15 protein-coding genes are annotated in these 20734 nt (G+C 68.6%); 4 read left to right on the top strand and 11 right to left on the bottom strand.

Annotated features, from left to right (window positions below):
- Positions 1-120 precede the first annotated feature (120 nt).
- Positions 121-1083, top strand: coding sequence for an OmpA family protein (locus H165_RS0107640; RefSeq protein WP_026146448.1), 963 nt, complete (start codon positions 121-123; stop codon positions 1081-1083).
- A 151-nt stretch (positions 1084-1234) separates the two neighbouring features.
- Here the strand turns inward: H165_RS0107640 and cobA are convergent, their stop codons facing one another.
- From cobA to H165_RS0107695, 11 genes are all read right to left on the bottom strand, one after another.
- Positions 1235-1969, bottom strand: a complete 735-nt coding sequence (gene cobA / locus H165_RS0107645; protein ID WP_017938334.1) for a uroporphyrinogen-III C-methyltransferase — start codon at positions 1967-1969, stop codon at positions 1235-1237.
- Positions 1970-1982: 13 nt separating this feature from the next.
- Entirely contained in the window at positions 1983-4712 is a 2730-nt protein-coding gene (locus H165_RS0107650) for a nitrate reductase (RefSeq protein ID WP_017938335.1), read from the bottom strand.
- 41 nt (positions 4713-4753) lie between these two features.
- The gene (gene nirD / locus H165_RS0107655; RefSeq protein ID WP_017938336.1) at positions 4754-5080 is read right to left on the bottom strand and encodes a nitrite reductase small subunit NirD; all 327 of its coding nucleotides are present in this window, start codon (positions 5078-5080) and stop codon (positions 4754-4756) included.
- A gap of 58 nt (positions 5081-5138) precedes the next feature.
- Positions 5139-7589 carry a nitrite reductase large subunit NirB gene (nirB, locus tag H165_RS0107660; protein ID WP_017938337.1) on the bottom strand — a complete coding sequence of 817 codons (2451 nt, stop codon included), beginning with the start codon at positions 7587-7589 and terminating at the stop codon, positions 5139-5141.
- A 305-nt stretch (positions 7590-7894) separates the two neighbouring features.
- Positions 7895-8503 (bottom strand): ABC-type transport auxiliary lipoprotein family protein, encoded by a 609-nt coding sequence (locus H165_RS0107665; RefSeq protein ID WP_017938338.1) that lies wholly within the window; start codon positions 8501-8503, stop codon positions 7895-7897.
- On the bottom strand, positions 8500-9438 hold the full coding sequence (locus H165_RS0107670; protein ID WP_017938339.1) for an MlaD family protein: 939 nt from the start codon (positions 9436-9438) through the stop codon (positions 8500-8502). The genes H165_RS0107665 and H165_RS0107670 overlap by 4 nt, the downstream gene beginning before the upstream one ends.
- The gene (locus tag H165_RS0107675; protein WP_017938340.1) at positions 9438-10220 is read right to left on the bottom strand and encodes an ABC transporter ATP-binding protein; all 783 of its coding nucleotides are present in this window, start codon (positions 10218-10220) and stop codon (positions 9438-9440) included. Before H165_RS0107675 ends, H165_RS0107670 begins: the two co-directional genes overlap by 1 nt.
- On the bottom strand, positions 10217-11356 hold the full coding sequence (locus H165_RS0107680) for an MlaE family lipid ABC transporter permease subunit (protein ID WP_017938341.1): 1140 nt from the start codon (positions 11354-11356) through the stop codon (positions 10217-10219). Before H165_RS0107680 ends, H165_RS0107675 begins: the two co-directional genes overlap by 4 nt.
- A 98-nt stretch (positions 11357-11454) precedes the next feature.
- The gene (locus H165_RS0107685; RefSeq protein ID WP_017938342.1) at positions 11455-13164 is read right to left on the bottom strand and encodes a bifunctional protein-serine/threonine kinase/phosphatase; all 1710 of its coding nucleotides are present in this window, start codon (positions 13162-13164) and stop codon (positions 11455-11457) included.
- Positions 13165-13172: 8 nt separating this feature from the next.
- A complete protein-coding gene (locus tag H165_RS0107690; protein WP_017938343.1) occupies positions 13173-14384 on the bottom strand; it encodes an MFS transporter in 1212 nt (403 codons plus the stop codon).
- Positions 14385-14774: 390 nt separating this feature from the next.
- Positions 14775-15575, bottom strand: a complete 801-nt coding sequence (locus tag H165_RS0107695) for a cytochrome c (RefSeq protein WP_017938344.1) — start codon at positions 15573-15575, stop codon at positions 14775-14777.
- Positions 15576-15673: 98 nt separating this feature from the next.
- Here H165_RS0107695 and H165_RS0107700 point away from each other — a divergent pair, with 98 nt between their 5' ends.
- From H165_RS0107700 to H165_RS0107715, 3 genes are all read left to right on the top strand, one after another.
- Positions 15674-16561, top strand: coding sequence for an AEC family transporter (locus H165_RS0107700; protein WP_017938345.1), 888 nt, complete (start codon positions 15674-15676; stop codon positions 16559-16561).
- 577 nt (positions 16562-17138) lie between these two features.
- Complete coding sequence (locus H165_RS0107710) at positions 17139-18347, top strand: acetyl-CoA C-acetyltransferase (RefSeq protein WP_017938347.1); 1209 nt, start codon at positions 17139-17141, stop codon at positions 18345-18347.
- A 38-nt stretch (positions 18348-18385) separates the two neighbouring features.
- On the top strand, positions 18386-20530 hold the full coding sequence (locus H165_RS0107715; RefSeq protein ID WP_017938348.1) for a 3-hydroxyacyl-CoA dehydrogenase NAD-binding domain-containing protein: 2145 nt from the start codon (positions 18386-18388) through the stop codon (positions 20528-20530).
- Positions 20531-20734: the final 204 nt, after the last annotated feature.

The following is a 20734-nucleotide window of genomic DNA, read 5'->3' on the forward strand; positions in this document are numbered from 1 at the left end:
CTCCGGCTTCAATTCAATGACTGTGTTGCACTCAGTTTCTGCATCCGCCTCTACTATTGTCCTTCGGGTCCGTGTTTTGACACTCCGACCTCGAATACAAGCAACTGGGGATATTTAAGGATGAAAGTGAAAAACACCTTAGGCGTTGTCGTAGGTTCACTGATCGGAAGTCTTTCCCTCAGCGCACTGGCCCAAGGCCAAGGTGCAGTCGAGGCGGAAATTTTCGGTAAGCGCTACTTCGAGGACAGCACTCGCGATTTCGATGAAGGCAACTTGCTGGGGGGATCTATCGGATACTTCCTGACCGAAGATCTGTCCGTGTCGTTGTCCTATGGCGAGTATCACGATCTTCGCGGCGACAGCACCAACAAGAACATCAAGGGCAGTTCCACCGGCCTGGACCTGGTCTATCACTTCGGCGAGCCGGGACCGGGCCTGCGTCCCTATCTGTCCGGCGGCCTGGCGCACCAGAGCATCGGCCAGGACGTGCGCAGCGGACGTGACCACACTACCCAGGGCGTGATCGGCGCCGGCCTGAAGTACTACTTCACCGAGCACTTCTTCGCCCGTGCGGGCGTCGACGGTCTGTACAACTTCGACCGTGGCGACAGCGAATGGATGGCCGGCGTTGGGGTCGGCGTGAACTTCGGCGGCGCCAAGCCGGTCGCCCCGGTGATGGCCGAACCCGAGCCGATCCCGGAGCCGGAACCGCAGCCGGAACCGCCGCAGACCGTGCGCGTCGAGCTGGACGTGAAGTTCGACTTCGACAAGTCGGTGGTGAAGGAAGAAAGCTACGGCGACATCAAGAACCTGGCCGACTTCATGAACCAGTACCCGCAGACCACCACCGTGGTGGAAGGCCACACCGACTCCGTGGGTACCGACGCCTACAACCAGAAGCTCTCGGAACGCCGCGCCAACGCGGTGCGTGACGTGCTGGTCAACCAGTACGGCGTAAGCCCGGAGCGGGTGGACTCGGTAGGCTATGGCGAGTCCCGTCCGGTGGCGGACAATGCTACTCCGGAAGGTCGGGCGATCAACCGCCGCGTGGAGGCGGCCGTGGAAGCCCAGGTCCAGCAGTAAGAGGACTGCCGACGAGGAGAACCCGGCCTTGGCCGGGTTTTTCTTCGCCTGCCTTTTCCCTCACCCCGGTAGCTCTCCCGGCGAGGGGGTACGTTCCCCGATACTCTAGCGGCAGCTCGCCGAGGAGAATGGCAAGCGGCACCCGGAAGCATCAGGCACTGCATGCCAGCAGAGCCTCGCGGGCGGCGGCCACCTCGCCGATCACCAGGATCGCCGGGCTCTTCAGGGCGAAGCGCGCGGCGTCCTGACGCATGCGGGCCAGGCTGCTGCGGCATTCGCGCTGCTGCGGCAGCGAGGCGTTCTCGATCATCGCCACCGGCATGTCGGCGCGCATGCCGCCGGCCAGCAAGCTGTCGCGTACCTCGCCGAGCTTGGCCACGCCCATGTAGACCACCAGGGTGGTGCCGCCTTTGGCCAGGGCCGCCCAGTCCAGGCTGCTGTCGTCCTGGGTGTGGGCGGTGACCAGGGTCACCCCGCGGGCGATGCCGCGCAGGGTCAGGGGAATGCCGCAGCCGGTGGCGCCGGCCAGCCCGGCGGTGATGCCGTTGACCAGCTCCGCCTCGATGCCGTGGGCGGCCAGCCAGTCGACCTCCTCGCTGCCGCGGCCGAAGATGCACGGGTCGCCGCCCTTCAGGCGCACCACGCACTTGCCCTGGCGGGCGTAGCGCAGCATCAGGCGGTGGATGAAGGCCTGCGGGGTGGAACGGCAGCCGCCGCGCTTGCCTACCGGGATCACCCGGGCGTCGGGACAGTGCTCCAGCACTGCCGGGTTGACCAGGTCGTCGACCAGTACCACCTGGGCCCTGGCCAGGACCTTTACTGCCTTGAGGGTGAGCAGTTCCGGGTCGCCGGGGCCGGCGCCCACCAGCCAGACTTTGCCATTCATGATCGTTTCCTCCTCAGGTCGGCACGGCCAGGGACCGCTCCCGCCCGCTCGCGGTGGCCCCCAGCAGTCGCTTGATTTCCGGGACGCACGAGCCGCAGCTCGTGCCGCATTGCAGTTCGCGCTTGAGGGCGTCGAGGTCGAGGCCGCGGGCGATGCCCTCGCGGATCGCCTGCTCGCTGACGTTCAGGCAGTTGCACAGGGTCCTGTCGGCCACCTGGCCGCCGCCGGGCGGCGCGGACAGCGGGGCGAGCAGCCAGCGGCGCAGCTTGGCGTCGCTGCGACCCTCGTGCCACAGCACCTTGAGCCAGTCGCGGGCAGCGGTCTCGCCGGCCAGACGCAGAGCGAGGATGCGTCCGTCTTCGATGCGCACGCGTTTGCCGACGGTGCGCCGGGGGTCGTCGTAGGCCAGCACTGGGCCCACGTCGAGGCCGAGCAGCCGGTCGATGGCGGCCAGCAGCGCGGCGTCCGGGGCTTGGGCGGCGGCGGCCCTGATCTGCAGGGCGGGGCGGTCGCGGCCGGCGAGGGTCAGGCTGGCGTAGGCGAAGCCGTCGACCAGTGGGCGCAGGGCCTCGAAGCGCTCTTGCACCCGGCCCTCGACCAGGGCGAACAGCTGCCAGGGCAGTTCTACCTTGTCCACCTCGATGGCGGCGTGCTTGAGCTCTGGCTGGCGGGACAGCGGGTCGCAGGCCGGCAGGGTCAGGACGTTGGTGCCCAGCCCTTTGAGGAACCGGTCGCCCCAGTGCATCGGCAGCCAGGCCTGGCCGGGACGCAGGCTGTCATCGGCCTGCACGGGGAGGATCAGGCTGCCGCGCCGGCTGCGTACCCGCACCAGCTCGCCGGCACTCAGGCGGCGCCGACGCAGTTCGTCCGGATGTAGGCCGAGCACCGCCTCCGGGACGTGGCCGAACAGCCGCGCGGCGGTGCCGGTACGGCTCATGCCGTGCCACTGGTCGCGCAGCCGGCCGGTGTTGAGGATCAGCGGGAAGCGCGCCTCGCGACGCTCGCGGGGCGCCTGGTAGGGCTCGGCGACGAAGCGGGCGCGACCGCTTGCGGTGGGGAAGCGGCCGTCGGCGTAGAGGCGTGGGGTGCCTGCCGTGGCGCCGGTCGGGAAGGGCCACTGCTGGGGGCCGCGGGCGTCGAGGAGGGCGTAGCTCAGGCCGCTGTAGTCCAGGTCACGGCCGGCGGTGAGCGGCTTGTATTCCTCGAACAGGGCTTCGGGGCCAGTGAAGTCGAACAGGCTGGGCAGGCCGGGGCGCAGGTGGCGTTCCAGGCGGCGGGCGAAGTCGCAGGCGATCGCCCAGTCCGGCCGCGCCTCTCCGGGCGCTGGCACGGCGCGGCGCACGTGGCTGATGCGCCGTTCGGAGTTGCTCAGCGTGCCTTCCTTCTCGCCCCAGCTGGCGGCAGGCAGCAGCAGGTCGGCGTAGCGACAGGTCTCGGTGGTGGCGAAGGCTTCCTGGACCACCACGAAGGGGCAGGCGGCCAAGGCCTCGTGAATCCGCTGCTGGTCCGGCAGGGACTGCGCGGGGTTGCTGCAGGCGATCCACAGCGCCCTGATGCGCCCGTCACGCACTGCCTCGAACAGCTCCACGGCGGTCAGTCCGGGGCTCTCCGGCAGGCGCTCGACGCCCCAGTGGGCGGCCACTTCGGCGCGGTGTGCGGCGCTGGCGGCGTCGCGGTGGCCGGGCAGCAGGTTGGCCAGGGTGCCGGTCTCCCGGCCGCCCATGGCGTTGGGCTGGCCGGTGAGGGAGAAGGGGCCGGTGCCGGGGCGGCCGATCTGTCCGGTGGCCAGGTGCAGGTTGATCAGCGCGCTGTTCTTGGCGCTGCCGACGGTGGACTGGTTGAGGCCCATGCACCACAGGGAGAGGAAGCTGGGTGCCCGGCCGATCCACTCGGCGGCGCACAGCAGCTGCTCCTCGGGGATGCCGCAGAGCGCGGCGACCGCCGCCGGGGTGTAGTCGCGCACCAGCGCCTTGAGGGCCTCGAAGCCTTCGGTGTGGGCGTCGATGAAGCGGAGGTCGATCCAGCCCTCCCAGAGCAGCAGGTGGAGGATACCGTGGAACAGCGCCACGTCGGTGCCGGGCAGGATCGCCAGGTGCAGGTCGGCCAGCTCGCAGGTGTCGGTACGCCGCGGGTCGACGACGATGACCTTCAGCTCCGGGCGCGCGGCCTTGGCGGCTTCCAGCCGGCGAAAAAGAACGGGATGGGCATAGGCCATATTGCTGCCGGCAATCAGCAGGCAGTCGGTGCGCTCGATGTCCTCGTAGGAACAGGGCGGGGCGTCGGCACCCAGGCTGCGCTTGTAGCCGACCACCGCGCTGGACATGCACAGCCGCGAGTTGCTGTCGATGTTGTTGGTGCCGACCAGGGCGCGGGCCAGCTTGTTGAAGGCGTAGTAGTCCTCGGTGAGCAGCTGGCCGGAGACGTAGAAGGCCACGCTGTCCGGGCCGTGCTCGCGGATGGTGGCGGCGAAGATGCTCGCCGCATGCTCCAGGGCGCTGTCCCAGTCGGTGCGGCTGCGCGCCAGGTCCTTGCCCAGGCGCAGCTCGGGGTACAGGGCGCGGGCATCGGCATCGCCGGTCAGGTGCAGGGTCGAGCCCTTGCTGCACAGCCTGCCGAAGTTGGCCGGATGCTCCGGATCGCCCTGCACGCCGAGGATGCGCGTGCCGTCGTGCTCGATCAGCACGCCGCAGCCGACGCCGCAGTAGCAGCAGGTCGAGGCGGTGGTTCGGGTCGCTCGGGTCATGGCTGTCGCTCCCTTGTGGTTCGGCGCTGCCGGGCAGGTACTCAGGCGCAGTGGCGGACGGCGTTCAGGGCCAGTAGCACGCGGCCGTTCTCCACCTTCGCCGGGTGGCGATGGGCACAACCGACGTCGGGGGCCACGGCCTGGCCGCTTTCCAGTTCGATCTGCCAGTTGTGCAGCGGGCAGGCGACGCGCTTGCCGTAGATGAGGCCCTGGGACAGCGGGCCGCCCTTGTGCGGGCAGCGGTCGTCGAGGGCGAAGACTTCGTCGTCGCCGGTACGGAAGATGGCGATGTCGCCCTTGGGGCCGGCGACCACGCGCGAGCCGAGGGGGGCGATGTCGTCGAGGGCGCAGATGTCGAGCCAGGTCATGGGGAGTCTCCGGAAGCGTGGTGATTCGGTGGTTGCCCGTCCTCGTCGGGGGGCACGGTCAGGCGGGTTCCAGCTGCTTGAGGGGAATGCGGTCGAATTCCTGCTTCAGATGCGGGGTCTCGAGGCGTTCCTTCCACGGGTCCCGCTCCAGCGAAAGCGCGTAGTGCAACCGCGCGGCCAGCTCCTTGCGGTTCTCGGCGTCCTCGAGCACTGCCTTCCTGACGTGCTCCATGCCGACCCGCTGCAGGTAGTGGACGGTGCGCTCCAGGTAGAAGGCTTCCTCGCGGTACAGCTGCAGGAAGGCGGCGCTGTATTCGCGGACTTCCTCGGCGCTCTTGAGCTTGACGAAGAATTCCGCCACTTCGGTCTTGATGCCGCCGTTGCCGCCGACGTACAGCTCCCAGCCGGAGTCCACGCCGATGATGCCGATGTCCTTGATGCCGGCCTCGGCGCAGTTGCGCGGGCAGCCGGAGACCGCCAGCTTGACCTTGTGCGGCGACCACATGTTGAACAGATCGTGCTCCAGGTCGATGCCCAACTGGGTGGAGTTCTGGGTGCCGAAGCGGCAGAACTCGCTGCCCACGCAGGTCTTCACGGTGCGTATGGACTTGCCGTAGGCGTGCCCGGAGGGCATGTCCAGATCCTTCCAGACCTTCGGCAGGTCCTCCTTCTTCACCCCCAGCAGGTCGATGCGCTGGCCGCCGGTGACCTTGACCATGGGCACCTGGTACTTCTCCGCCACGTCGGCGATGCGCCGCAGCTCGGCCGGGGTGGTGACCCCGCCCCACATGCGCGGTACCACCGAGTAGGTGCCGTCCTTCTGGATGTTGGCGTGGGCGCGTTCGTTGATCAGCCGCGACTGCGGGTCATCCTTGGCCTCACCCGGCCAGGTGGAGATCAGGTAGTAGTTGAGCGCCGGGCGGCAGGTGGCGCAGCCGTTCGGCGTGCTCCAGTCCATGAAGCGCATGGCCTCGGCCATGGAGGTCAGGTGGTGCTCGCGGATCGCCTGGCGCACCTGGCCGTGGTTCAGCTCGGTGCAGCCGCACACCGGCTTCTCGCTCTTCGGCTTGACGTCCGCCGCACCGCCCACGGTGCTGATCAGGATCTGTTCCACCAGCCCGGCGCAGGAGCCGCAGGAGCTGGCGGCCTTGGTATGCCTCTTGACCTCGTCCACGGAGAACAGACCGTTCTCCTGAATGGCCTTGACGATGGTTCCCTTGCACACCCCGTTGCAGCCGCACACCTCGGCGCTGTCCGGCATGCTGGCGGCGCTGTTCTGGCCCTGGTGGCCGACGTCGCCCAAGGCGCTCTCGCCGAACATCAGGTGATCGCGGATGCCGGCGATGTTGGCGTTCTCGCGGATCTGCCGGAAGTACCAGCCGCCGTCGGCGGTGTCGCCGTACAGGCAGGCGCCGACCAGCACGTCGTCCTTGATCACCAGCTTCTTGTAGACGCCGCCGATGGGGTCGGAGAGGGTGATGGTCTCGGTGCCTTCGCCGCCCATGAAATCGCCGGCGGAGAACAGGTCGATGCCGGTGACCTTGAGCTTGGTGGAGGTCACCGAGCCGCGGTAGCTGGCGAAGCCGAGCTGCGCCAGGTGGTTGGCGCAGACCTTGGCCTGCTCGAACAGCGGGGCCACTAGGCCGTAGGCGATGCCGCGGTGGTTGGCGCATTCGCCCACCGCGTAGATGCGCGGGTCGTAGGTCTGCAGGGTGTCGTTGACCAGGATGCCGCGGTTGCAGGGCAGCCCGGCGCGTTCCGCCAGCTCGGTGCTGGGGCGGATGCCGGCGGCCATCACCACTAGATCGGCGGGAATCACCTCGCCGTTCCTGAACTTTACGGCGCAGACTCGGCCGTCGCCGTTGTCCAGCAGCTCCTCGGTCTGCTCGTTGAGGCGGAAGCGGATGCCGCGTTCCTCCAGGGCGCCCTGCAGGAGCTTGCCGGCGGTGCGATCGAGCTGGCGCTCCAGCAGCCAGTCGGCGATGTGCACCACGGTCACGTCCATGCCGCGCTGCTTGAGGCCGTTGGCCGCCTCCAGGCCAAGCAGGCCGCCGCCGATCACTACCGCATGGCTGTAGGTCCTGGCGGCTTCCATCATCAACTGGGTGTCGGCGATGTCGCGGTAGCCGATCACGCCATCCAGGCGGTTGCCGGGGATCGGCAGGATGAAGGGGGTGGAGCCGGTGGCCAGCAGCAGACGGTCGTATTCCGCCTCGCTGCCGTCCTCGGCGTAGACCTTGCGCGCGCGGCGGTCGATCTTCACCACCTTACGGCCGAGCAGCAGCCGGATGCCGTTGTCCGCATACCAGTCGAGGTCGTTGAGCACGATGTCCCCGAAGGTCTGCTCGCCGGCCAGCACGGGGGAGAGCAGGATGCGGTTGTAGTTGGGGTGCGGTTCGGCGCCGAACACGGTGATGTCGTAGAGATCGGGGGCGACCTTGAGCAGTTCCTCGAGGGTGCGCACCCCGGCCATACCGTTGCCGACCATGACCAACTTGAGCTTTTTCATGCGGGCTATCTCCGGCACAAAAATCACGCAAACAAAAAAAGGCGTCCTGCCGGTTGCCCAGCAAGGACGCCTTTGTCCAGTCCCGATCGGTCGGGAAGTGCCCCCTCGCCATTGAGGGGGACGCTTTAGTGCATTGTCGAGAGGATTACTGCACGGGCTGTGCCAACTTTCCCAGAGACGGATTTCCGGGCCCGGCGAGGAGGGATTGGCGGTTTGCGCGGGAAAAGTGCACCAGATCGAGGCATGGGGCGTTGTCGTGGTGCGTTTTCGCCGCCGGTCCCTGCGGACGAGGGACCGGGGATGGCTCAGCGGCCGGCCGCGGCCTGGGTAGCGGTCCAGTCGATCAACTGGCGGGCCAGGCGTTCGCTGGCCTGGCCGAAGGCGGCGACCACCGCTTCGAGCTGCTCTCCGTCGCTCGGCTGGTGCACCTCGAAGCGGCGGCTGGCGAGGATGCGTTGCGAGCCGCTGCTGGCCAGGTGAGCGTCGTAGCGGATCACCACCACCGGGCGGCCGTTCCGGTACTCGGCCTGGAAAGCCGCCAGGCTGCCCTGCAGGTCCAGGTCGGTCAGCAGGTGCTGGTCGTCGCTGCTCACCGTGGTGAAGCGGCCGTCATCGATGAACAGTTCCACCAGGCGGTCGCGCAGCAGCGCCGGGGCCTCGTCGCTCCAGCGTGCCCCCTTGTAGCTGCTCAGCTGGCTGCCGGCGGGGATCACCGCGATGCGTGTGCTGGAGAGGATCATGCTGGCCCGCGGACGGCTGATGCGCAGCGCGCGGTCGATTTTCGTCGTGGAGGCGGGCGGCAGGCTGGCGGCGGGCAGCAGGTAGACCTGCACCGGCTCGGCCTGGGGTAGGAGGGTACAGGCGGTGAGGGCGAAGGCGAGGCCCGCCAGGGCCAGGTAGCGGCCGATGCTCATGGTGCGAACTCCTTGATCTCCTGGCTGCCCTGTAGAAGGCTGCCGGGGTTTTCCGAAAGGTGGCGGGTCAGGCGCTGCAGTGCGGTGAGGGTGCTGCGCAGCTCGGCGATTGCCGGACCCAGCTCGCCGAGGCTTTGCAGGCCGCCGTCCACGGCGCCCTGGTTGCGCTCGATGATCTCGTCTAGGCGGGCGCTGCTGCGTTCCAGGGCGGCCATGGTCTGCGCCGCGCTGTCGAGAATGCTGCGGCCCTGCCGGTCGACCAGGCTGTTGGCGTTGTGCATCAGCTCGGCGGTCTCCTTCAGGGCGATGCCGGCCTGCCGGCTGACCTCGGTGAGCTGCTCCAGGGTCTGCTGGATGCCGTCGCGCTGCTCGGCCAGCACGCTGGTGGCCTGCTCGAGGTTCTCCAGGGTGCGGCCGATGCGTTCGATGTTGCTCCGCGAGAACATCCGGTTGGCGTTGAGGATCAGCCGGTTGATGTTGCTCACCAGGTCCTCGCCGTCGGCCAGCAGGCGCGACAGTGGCGAGCGGTCGGCGATGATCACCGCCGGCTTGTCGTCGTGGCTCTTCAGCGGCGGACTTTTCGGCGAGCCGGAGTAGAGCTGGATCACCGCCACCCCGGTGATGCTGGTCAGCGCCAGGCGGGCGCGGGTGTCCTCCTTGATCGGGGTGTCGCTGCCGACCCGGATGCGCGCCCGCACCTTGCGCGGGTCGCGCGGATCCAGCTTGAGCTGCTCCACGTCGCCGACCTTGATGCCGCTGTACTGCACGGCGCTGCCCACCGACAGGCCGGTCACCGCCTCCTCGAAGACCACCTCGTAGGTGTCGAACTCCTTGTCCACGCTGGACTTGCCCAGCCAGAGGGCGAAGAGCAGTGCGCCGCTCACCGCGAGGACTGTGAAGAGGCCGATTAGGACGTGATGCGCACGGGTTTCCATCAATGTTTCTCCTGCCGGGCGGCATATTCCGCGGCGCGACCGCGCGGGCCGTGGAAGTATTCGCGAATCCACGCGTCGTCGGTGGCTTCCACCACCTCGAGGCGATCGGCGACCAGCACGCGCTTCTGGGACAGTACGGCGACCCGGTCGCAGATGCTGTAAAGGGTGTCGAGGTCGTGGGTGACCAGGAAGACGCTCAGCCCCAGGGCGTCGCGCAGGGTGAGGATCAGCTGGTCGAAGGCCGCCGCGCCGATCGGGTCGAGGCCGGCGGTGGGCTCGTCGAGGAACAGGATCTCCGGATCCAGGGCCAGGGCGCGGGCCAGGGCGGCACGCTTGATCATCCCGCCGGACAGGGAGTCCGGGTACTTGTCGCCGGCATTCGCCGGCAACCCGGCCAGGGCGATCTTGACCCGTGCCAGGCGTTCGGCGGAGGGGCGGTCCAGGCCGGCGTGCTCGATCAGCGGTAGGGCCACGTTTTCGATCACGGTCAGTGAGGAGAACAGGGCGCCGCGCTGGAACAGCACGCCGAAGCGCCGTTCCAGCCGGGAGCGGCTCTCGGGGGACAGAGCCAGCAGGTCTTCGCCGAACACCCGCACGCTGCCGGCTGCCGGACGCAGCAGGCCGACGATGCTGCGCAGCAACACCGACTTGCCGGTGCCGGAGCCGCCCACCACGCCGAGGATCTCGCCGCGGCGGATGTCCAGGTCGAGGTTGTCGTGCACCACCTGCGGGCCGAAGCGGTTGACCAGCCCGCGCACCTGCACCAGCACTTCGCCGCTCACCAGCCCATCTCCATGAAGAACAGCGCTGCCAGGGCGTCCAGGAGGATCACCACGAAGATCGACTGCACCACGCTGGAGGTGGTGTGGTCGCCGACCGACTTGGCGCTGCCGCTGGCCTTGAAGCCTTCCAGGCAGCCGATGGTGGCGATCAGGAAGGCGAACAGCGGCGCCTTGACCAGGCCGATGAAGAAGTGCCGCACCGGGATGTCGGACTGCAGCACCGAAAGGAACATGGCCGGCGATACGTCGAGCATCAGGGTGCTGACCAGGCCACCGCCGACGATGCCGCAGAGCATGGCGATGAAGGTTAGGATCGGCAGGCTGATCAGCATCGCCAGCAGGCGCGGCAGGACCAGCAGCTCCATGGGATCGAGGCCCAGGGTGCGGATGGCGTCGATCTCCTCGTTGGCCTTCATCGAGCCGATCTGCGCGGTGAAGGCGCTGGCCGTACGCCCGGCCATGAGGATGGCGGTGAGCAGCACGCCGAACTCGCGGAGAAAGGAGAAGGCCACCAGGTGCACGGTATACAGGGTGGCGCCGAAGTCGGCGAGCACGGTGGCGCCGAGGAAGGCCACCACGGCGCCGACCATGAAGGTCAGCAGGGCGATGATCGGGATGGCGTTGAGGCCGACCTGCTCCAGGTGCGCCACCAGCGAGGTGATCCGCCAGCGGCGCGGACGCGGCAAGGTGCGCAGCAGGCTCTCCAGGCTCAGGCCGATGAAGCCGAGCAGGGCCTTGGCCTGCCGGCCGAACTCGCTGACCACGTCGCCGATGTGACCGAGCACCTCCACCACCGCCGGCCCGGCCGGCTCGCCGGGAGTGCCCGGGCAGCCGCGCAGCGCGGCAACCACGGTGCGCAGCAGGGCCAGGCGCTCGGCGGGCAGCCCCGGGGTGTGGCTGGCCACTTCCAGCAGACGCTCCTCGCCCAGCCAGCGGCCGAGCAGGGCGGCGCCGGCGGTGTCCAGCTGGCCCAGCTCGGCAAGATCCACCTCGGCCTGGCGGCCGGTCTCGCCCAGCGGCGACTCGTCGATCAGCGCACGCAGCCGCACGTAGTGGGCCAGTGTCCAGTCGCCGCGGATGCGCAGACGGGGTGGGGTGGTTGCAGTTTCCAGTTCGAGGGTGCCCGGTTGTGGCATGGTCGTCCTGACTTGCTGGGAAATCGAGCGCTATGTATAGCCGCTCGGGCCAGCGCAGTCATGTCTTTCTGCCAGTCTTCAGCGCCGTCTGAGGGCTTTCAGGCGAGCAGCCAGACCGCCAGGGCCAGGTTGACCAGCAGGGAGACCAGCGCCACGCCGCGCCAGACCTTCAGCGGTTCGTGCTCCAGCAGCGGACGCGGGTGCTCATCCAGCGTGCGGCGTTCGCCCTGCTCGAGGTCCAGCAGCCACTGCTCGGCGGTTTCGTAGCGTTGCGCCGGGTCGGTGGCCAGGGCGCGGTTCAGGCAGGCGTCGAGCCAGGCCGGCAAGTCGGGGCGATAACGGCTGGCCGGGGTGGGCTGGCCGAAGCGCGGATGCTGGAAGGGCTCGATCTCGCCGTAGGGATAGTGGCCGGTGAGCAGGTGGTAGAGGGTCACCCCAGCGGCGTAGAGGTCCTGTTGCGGTCCCGGTGCGGCGCCGGCGAAGGCCTCCGGGGCGATGTAGCTAGGCGTGCCGGGCAGGCTGTGGGGCTCGTCGCGGGACAGCCCGGGGCAGTAGGCGAGGCCGAAGTCCAGCACGCGCAGCTCGCCGTCCTCGCCCCACAGCAGGTTTTCCGGCTTGATGTCGCGGTGCAGCAGGTTGCGCCGGTGCAGCATGCCCAGCGCGCGGAGCAGGCGCGGGGCCAGTTCCAGCCAGTCGGCCAGGGCTAGGGGGCCGTGCCGGTGCAGGTGCTCGGCGAGGGTCTGCCCGGGGTATTCGCGCTGTACGTAGTAGAGATGCTGGCGCTGCGGCAGCGGAGGCAGTTCGGGGAAATGGCGGCCGGCGACCCGGCGCAGGAACCATTCCTCCAGCAGCAGCGCCGGACCGGCCTGGGGCTCGTCGGCGCGGCCGGGCGGCAGGGTCTTCAGCAACCAGGCGCGCCCCAAGGCGTCATGCACCCGGTAGACCAGCGACTGGCGGGTCTCGTTGAGCAGACGTTCCACCTGCCAGCCCTCGAAGGTCTGTCCGGGGCGCAGCTTCGGCGGCAGCGGCCAGTGGTCGAGCTGCGCCAGGGTGTCGCCGAGGTCGGCCTCCGGCAGGGCGTCGACCGACACCAGCAGGGCGCTGGCGTTGTCCTGGCTGCCGGCCAGATGGGCGGCGCTGACCAGAGCCTGGCAGGCGGCCTGGGGTTCCTCGGTGTCCTCCAGGATGTGGCGGATGCCTGCGTCGCCCAAGGTCGCCCAGACGCCGTCGCTGACCAACAGGAAGTGCTCGCCAGCATGCAGTTCGCCGTCCAGGTAGTCGACCACCAGGTGCTGGTCGAGGCCCAGGGCGCGCTTGAGCACGTGCTGCATGCCCGGCTGTTCCCAGACGTGATCCTCGCTGAGGCGCTGCAGCTCGCCGGCCAGCCAGCGGTAGGCGCGGCAGTCGCCGACGTGCGCCAGGGTGAAGCGCCGGCCGCGCAGGACCAGCGCGGTGAGGGTGGTGAGTAGCGGCTGGCCGCCGCCGTTGGCGCGCAGCCAGCGGTTGTGGGCGACCAGCAGGCGCTCCAGGGACTGCGCCACCGTCCAGGTTTCCGGGGTGGCGTAGTAGTCCAGAGCCAGTGCCTGGAGGGTCGCCCGCGCCGCCAGGCCACCGTCGGCGCACTGGCTGACGCCGTCGGCGAGGGCGAACAGGTAGCCCTTGGTGGCTGCCAGGGCCGGCGTCGGGGTGACCACTCGCAGAGCATCCTGGTTCTCCGCGCGGGGGCCGCTGGCGCTGGCCTCACCAATGCGCAGACGCAGGCAGGGCGGCGGCCCCGCGCTGCCCGGCGCCTGGCTTTCGGGGCGCATGGCCTGGCTCACACCCGCGCGGCGGTGACCGCGGCGCTGCCCCAGGTGGTGCGCCAGCGCTGCTTGACACCGTGCAGGCCGAACCAGGCCAGTACGCCGAGGCTGGCGAACAGCCAGAGACCGAGCTGGTAGTCGCCAGTGTGCTGCTTGATGGCGCCGAGGCCGGCGGTCAGGCAGAAGCCGCCGATCCCGCCGGCCATGCCGATCAGCCCGGTCATCACCCCGATCTCGCGGCGGAAACGCTGTGGCACCAGCTGGAATACCGCACCGTTGCCGGCGCCCAGGCTGAGCATGGCGATCACGAACAGGGCCAGGGCGGCACTGGCGCTGGGCAGGTTGAAGCCCACCGCGGCGATGCAGATGGCCGCCGCGGTGTACATCACCAGCAGCGAGCGGATGCCGCCAATGCGGTCGGCCAGGGCGCCGCCGAGCGGGCGCATCAGGCTGCCGGCGAACACGCAGGCGGCGGTGTAGTAGCCGGCCTTCACCGGGTCGAAGGCGTACTGGTCGTGGAAGTAGCCGGGCAGGGTGCTGGCCAGGCCGAGGAAGCCGCCGAAGGTCACGCTGTAGAAGAACATGAACCACCAGCTGTCGCGGTCGCCGAGGGCCTTTAGGTAGTCGCCCAGTGGCTTGGGTGCCGGACGTTGCGGGGCGTTGCGGGCGGCGCCGGCGAAGATCGCCAGGGCCAGCAGCAGCGGGATCAGCGCCAGGCCGAACACGTTGCTCCAGCCGAACAGGCTGGCCAGGCTGGGGGCGAACAGGGCGGCCAGCACGGTGCCGGAGTTGCCGGCGCCGGCGATGCCCATGGCCTTGCCCTGGTGCTGCGGTGGGTACCACTGGGAGGCCAGCGGCAGGGCGACGGCGAAGGAGGCACCGGCGACGCCGAGGAACAGGCCGAGCAGCAGCGCCTGGGCGTAGCTGTGCACGCCCAGCAGCCAGGCGGCGAGCAGGGCGCCGATGACGATCACCTGGCCGATCAGCCCGGCGCTCTTCGGCGAGGTACGGTCGGCCAGCAGGCCCATCAGGAAGCGCAGCACGGCGCCGGAAAGGATGGGCGTGGCGACCATCATCGCCCGCTGCTGGGTGCTCAGGCCGAGGTCGGCGGCGATCTGCACGCCCAGCGGGCCGAGCACGTACCAGATCATGAAGCTGAGATCGAAGTAGAGAAACGCGGCGAACAGGGTGGGCTTGTGTCCGGCCTTCCAGAAACTGGTATTCATCTGACACCTCCTTGCTATGCCGGTGGTTGCGCGTCGCCCTGCGCATGGCACGGCGGCGGTTTCCCCCGGATGGCGCCGTGCGCGGGCACGGGGCCTGACAGGTCGTGGTTCGGAGCGCCGGATCGCGGTCGCTCCACCGGTCCCCAGCGCTGGGGCCGAAACGACAAAGACGCCGCACGCCCATTCGCCTCGTGGCGAAGGGCATGGCGACGTCTTTGTCGTGGGTGGAGGCAACCGCCGTTGGTTACCCTACCGGCGGATCAGCAAGAAGCAGGCCAGGTCCTCGGGAGGCCGGCGCCAGAAGCTTTCCGGTAAGAAGGTGGCGACGCGCGTGATGCACGAGGGCGCACGGCGCTCCGGGCGTGCCTCGGATTGGGGCGCCGCCGCTGGTCAGGGCGCGACCTTGCGCCCGGCCATGTGGCGCAGGTAGGCGAGTAGATCGGTCAGCTCGGCATCATTGAGCACCTCCGTGGCGAAGCCCGGCATGCGCGCCTGCGGCCACTGGCGCAGGGCCTGCGGGTCGCGGATGTAGCGGGCGAGGAAGTCGCCGGCGAAGTACTCGGTGGGATTGTGGGGCAGGTTGAGGTCCGGGCCGAAGGCCGAGTCGCCAGCGCCGTTCAGACGGTGGCAGGCCAGGCAGTGCTTCTGGAAGAGGGCGAAGCCGGCCTGCACCGCAGCGCCTGCCTCGGCGGCCGGCAGCAGGGCAGGGAAGCGCTGGGCGACAGGCGCCAGCAGGTGGATGCGGGTGATCTGGAAGGGCCATTGCTCGGGGCCTATGTCGCCCAGTTGCGGATCGCTCCACACCAGGTAGAAGGGCCCGGCGCTGGGCGTACGCTGGCTGATCGGCGGCCAGGGCGCCTGTGGATCCTCCACCGCCAGCCAGGCCCTCGCGCCGCTGCTGGCGAGCAGGGGCGCGGCGGGCAGTTCGGCGGCGAAGCCGTCCAGGGCCACCAGCTGCAGGTGATCGCCCGGCTGTACGCCTTCCAGCAGGCTGGCCAGCGGTAGGGCGCGGTAGCGCATCGGGCGTTTGTAGGCGACGTCCTGGGGAATCTCGATGTCGCGGGCCTGGGGGTGGGCGAGCAGGGTGGCGCTGTCCCAGGTCCGCGTGCCGCCCGGCAGTTCCAGGCGCAGTTCGGCGGCGGCCAGCAGACCGCTGGCGAGCAGGCAGAGGCAGGTGAGGAGAATACGCATCGACGAATGGTTCCGGCTGACGGGATCGTCGAACCCTAGCACATTGTCGGCGCCGCGCAGCCCCGCTAGCATGCGGCTTTTGCTCGGGGGTAAGGCGGATGTTGGCCGAATTGTTCGCGGTGATGGCGCCGGTGCTGGTGGCTGCCGGGATCGGCTATGGCTGGGTGCGCTCGGGACAGGTTTACCCGACTGCCTTCATCACCCAACTGGTGCTCTACGTGGGTACCCCCAGCCTGGTGCTCTCCACCCTCAGCCAGACCCACATCGATCACCAGGCATTCGGGCAGATCGCCCTGGCCGGCGCCCTGGTGACCCTGGCCATGGGCGCCGTCGGCCTGCTGTTCAGCCGCTTGTTCCGTCAGGACTGGAAGGTGCTGGTGCCCGCCTACCTGTTCCCCAACTCCGGTAACATGGGGCTGCCGATGAGCCTCTATGCCTTCGGCGAGCAGGGCCTGGCGCTGGCGGTGGCCTTTTTCCTGGTGCTCTCTGTGGGGCACTTCAGCCTCGGCCTGGTGCTCTCCGGCGCTGAGCGCTCGCCACGCAAGCTGCTCACCCACCCGATCCTGATCAGCCTGGCGCTGGCCCTGCCACTGGTGTACTTCGACCTGCAGCTGCCGCGCTGGCTGAGCAACACCATCGGCCTTTTGGGCGGCATGACCATCCCGCTGATGCTTATCACCCTGGGGGTGTCCCTGGCCAGCATCCGCGTTCAGCACATCGGCCACGGCCTGCTGCTCGGTGCGCTGCGCATCCTGCTCGGCGCGGCGCTCGGCTGGGGGATCGGCGCAGCGCTGGGGCTCGGCCCGCTGGCGCTGGGCGTGCTGGTGCTTCAGTCGGCGATGCCGGTGGCGGTGTTCAACTACCTGTTCGCGGTGCGCGCCGGCCGTTCGCCGGAGCAGGTGGCCAGCCTGGTTCTGTGCTCGACGCTGCTGGCTTTCTTGTTCCTGCCGCTGCTGCTGGCCGCGCTATTGCCCGCCACCAGATGACGGCACTGCATGTCATCCGGTGCACGAGCGGCTGGCGGTTCGGTCAGGTGAAGAGGCGGGTGAGATTGGGCAGGATCAGTACCACGGCAGTGGCGAAGAGGATCAGCCCGGCTTGGCGGAACTTGGTTTTGGTAGCCATGAGCTTCTGCCTTTTGTTGTTGTTAGGCGGCGTTGCTACGACGATCACGCCTCGGCGTGAACAACGTGAACAAAAAGCCGCTCCGGCATGACCCGGCAGCGGCACTTGCACTGTCCACTCTAGGCCCTGCCGGGGCGGTCTTTTAGAAGACTTGGTTGCAAGTCCATTCCTTCCTGCGCCCCGACGGTTATCGTCGGGGGCTGCCTCCGGCTTCCGACCCGCAAGGCAGACGGTTTCCCGTCCACCCGCCCGGCGCCGCTCCGGGCATGACCGTTCGTCTGAGCGTTGCAGTCAATCGGCCCTGAGCGCTTCGGTCATTGAGCCTCGACTACCCTCGCGTAAGGTGTACGGGCGCCAAGAACAACAATCAGGTGGTGCACGGGTTCGCCCGATTGCCCACTGCCAGCGATTCCTCCCCAGTGGAGGCGAGAGGACGTCATGACTACCGAGGCTTTCATTTTCGATGCGCTGCGCACGCCCCGTGGCAAGGGCAAGAAGGACGGCTCGCTGTACAGCGTCAAGCCGGTCGACCTGATCGCCGGCCTGCTCCGCGCCCTGCAGACGCGCAACCAGCTGGACACCAGCCAGGTGGACGATGTGGTGCTGGGCTGCGTCAGCCCGGTCGGCGAGCAGGGCGGCAACATCGCCAAGACCGCCGCCCTGGTGGCGGACTGGGACGTCAGCGTCGCTGGCGTGCAGCTCAACCGCTTCTGCGCCTCCGGCCTGGAGGCGGTGAACATCGGCGCCATGAAGGTGCGCTCCGGCTTCGAGGATCTGGTGGTGGTTGGCGGCGTGGAATCCATGTCGCGGGTACCCATGGGCTCAGACGGCGGTCCCTGGGCGCTGGACCCGGCCACCAACATTCACACCGATTTCGTGCCCCAGGGCATCGGCGCCGATCTGATTGCCACCCTGGAAGGCTTCAGCCGCGAGGATGTCGACGCCTTCGCCCTTCGCTCCCAGCAGAAGGCCGCGCGGGCCCGCGCCGACGGCTCTTTCGCCAGGTCCCTGGTGCCGGTGACCGATCAGAACGGCGTGGTGCTGCTCGACCATGACGAGCTGATCCGTGCCGACTCCAGCCTGGAGGGCCTCGGCCAGCTCAAGCCGAGCTTCGAGATGATGGGCGCCATGGGCTTCGACGCCACCGCCATCCGCAAGTACAGCCACGTGGAACGCATCAACCACGTGCACACCCCCGGCAACAGCTCGGGGATCGTCGACGGCGCCGCGCTCATGCTGATCGGCTCCGCCGCCAAGGGCCGGGAGCTGGGCCTGACTCCCCGTGCGCGGATCGTCGCCACCGCGGTGACCAGCACCGACCCGACCATCATGCTCACCGGCCCCGCGCCGGCCTCCCGCAAGGCCCTGGCCAAGGCCGGCCTGAAGGTGGACGACATCGACCTGTTCGAGGTCAACGAAGCCTTCGCCTCGGTGGTCCTCAAGTTCATGAAGGACATGGGCGTGCCAGAAGATAAGGTCAACGTCAACGGCGGCGCCATCGCCATGGGCCACCCCCTCGGCGCCACCGGCTGCATCATCCTCGGCACCCTGCTCGACGAGCTGGAGAAAGGCAACGGGCGCTACGGCCTGGCCACCCTCTGCGTGGGCGGCGGCATGGGCATCGCCACCATCATCGAGCGCCTCTGAGCCGGCATCGTGGCCAACCGAATTCGAGAGCAAAGCCAATGACTGACGCTATCCGTTACGAGAAGGGCCAGGACGGCATCGTCGTCCTCACCATCGACATGCCCGGCCAGAGCGCCAACACCATGAACGCCGCCTACGTCGCGGCCATGGGGCAGACCATCGCCCGCCTGGAGGCGGAGAAGAACGACATCGCCGGGGTGATCCTCACCTCCGGCAAGAAGACCTTCTTCGCCGGCGGCGACCTCAACGACCTGATCAAGGTCACCAAAGACCAGGCCGCCGAGTTCTACCGCCACGTGCTGGAGCTCAAGGCCCAGCTGCGCAGCCTGGAGACCCTCGGCAAGCCAGTGGTCGCGGCCATCAACGGCGCCGCGCTGGGCGGCGGCTGGGAAATCTGCCTGGCCTGCCACCAGCGCATCGCCCTGGACGACAAGTCCGTGCAGCTCGGCTTGCCGGAAGTCACCCTCGGCCTGCTGCCGGGCGGCGGCGGAGTGGTGCGCATGGTGCGCCTGCTGGGCATCGAGAAGGCCCTGCCGTACCTCGCCGAAGGCAAGAAGTTCAGCGCTCAGGAAGGCCTCAAGGCCGGCCTGATCCACCAACTGGCCGGCGACCGCGAGGACCTGCTGGCCAAGGCCCGTGCCTGGATCGCCGCCAACCCGAAGGCCGTGCAGCCCTGGGACGAGAAGGGCTACCGGATTCCCGGCGGCACTCCGTCCAGCCCCAACGTGGCGCAGATGCTGGCCATCGCCCCCTCAGTGCTGCGCGACAAGACCAAGGGCTGCTTCCCGGCCCCGGAGAAGATCCTCTGCGCCGCCGTGGAAGGCGCCCAGGTGGACTTCGACACCGCGCAGATCATCGAGGCGCGCTACTTCACCGAGCTGGTCACCGGCCAGGTGGCGAAGAACATGATCGGCGCCTTCTGGTTCCAGCTGAATGAGATCAACGCCGGCAAGTCCCGCCCGCAGGGCTACCCGCAGCACGTCACCCGCAAGGTCGGGGTGCTCGGCGCCGGGATGATGGGCGCCGGCATCGCCTACGTCACCGCCGCCGCCGGCATCGAGGTAGTGCTCAAGGACGTTTCCGTGGAGGCCGCGGAGAAGGGCAAGGCCCATTCCGCCAGCCTGCTCGACAAGCGCGTGGCCCGTGGCCGGATGACCGCCGAGCAGCGCGAGGCCTTCCTGGCGCGGATCCGGACCACCGACACGGAAGCCGACTTCGAGGGCTGCGACCTGGTGATCGAGGCGGTGTTCGAGGACCGCGAGCTCAAGGGGCGGGTCACCGCCGCCGCCGAGGCTGCCGCGCTGGCGGACGCGCTGATCGCTTCCAACACCTCCACGCTACCGATCACCGGCCTGGCCCGTGCGGTGCAGAAGCCCGAGAAGTTCATCGGCCTGCACTTCTTCAGCCCGGTGGACAAGATGCCCCTGGTGGAGATCATCCGCGGCGAACGGACCAGCGACGAGACCCTGGCCCGGGCCTTCGACTACGTGCTGCAGATCAAAAAGACCCCCATAGTGGTCAATGACAGCCGCGGCTTCTTCACCTCACGGGTGTTCGGCACCTACACCAACGAGGGCCTGGCCATGCTCGGCGAGGGCGTCAGTGCCGCGCTGATCGAGAACGAGGCGCGCAAGGCCGGCATGCCAGTGGGGCCGTTGGCGGTCTCCGACGAGGTGTCCCTGAGCCTGATGAGCCATATCCGTGAACAGACCCGCAAGGACCTGACCGCGGAAGGCAAGGAAATGCCCCAGCACCCGGCCTATGTGGTGATCGACCTGATGCTCGAGGAGTTCAAGCGCCCCGGCAAGGCGGCTGGTGGCGGCTTCTACGAGTATCCGCAGGGCGGCAAGAAGTACCTCTGGCCGGAGCTCAAGGCGCGCTTCGAGAAGCCCGACCGGCAGATTCCGGCCAGCGACGTGCGCGACCGCCTGCTGTTCATCCAGGCCATCGAGACGGTGCGCTGCGTGGAGGAGGGCGTGCTCCAGTCCACCGCCGACGCCAACATCGGCTCCATCTTCGGCATCGGCTTCGCGGCCTGGACCGGAGGCGCTCTGCAGTTCATCAACCAGTACGGCCTCAAGGACTTCGTCGCCCGTGCCCAGTACCTGGCCGAACAGTATGGTGAACGCTTCGAGCCACCGGCCTTGCTGCTGGAGAAGGCGGCCAGGGGAGAGAACTTCTAGGACTTTCCGTGATGCCGAGGAAAAACCGGCCCAGGTGGCCGGTTTTTCCTTTCATGTCATGCCGATTGCCGCGGACTCGCTGCAGGTGTGGATCGAGCGTTCTGTTTTATGGACGGCCAGCGCCGCCTGCTGCCAGGATCGATCAGAAAATCAGGGGGGGCTGCCGGTTGGCTGTTCTCTTGTTGGGCGGCTTGTGTTAAATAA

The sequence above is a fragment of the Pseudomonas thermotolerans DSM 14292 genome, from assembly GCF_000364625.1.
Classification (GTDB): domain Bacteria; phylum Pseudomonadota; class Gammaproteobacteria; order Pseudomonadales; family Pseudomonadaceae; genus Aquipseudomonas; species Aquipseudomonas thermotolerans.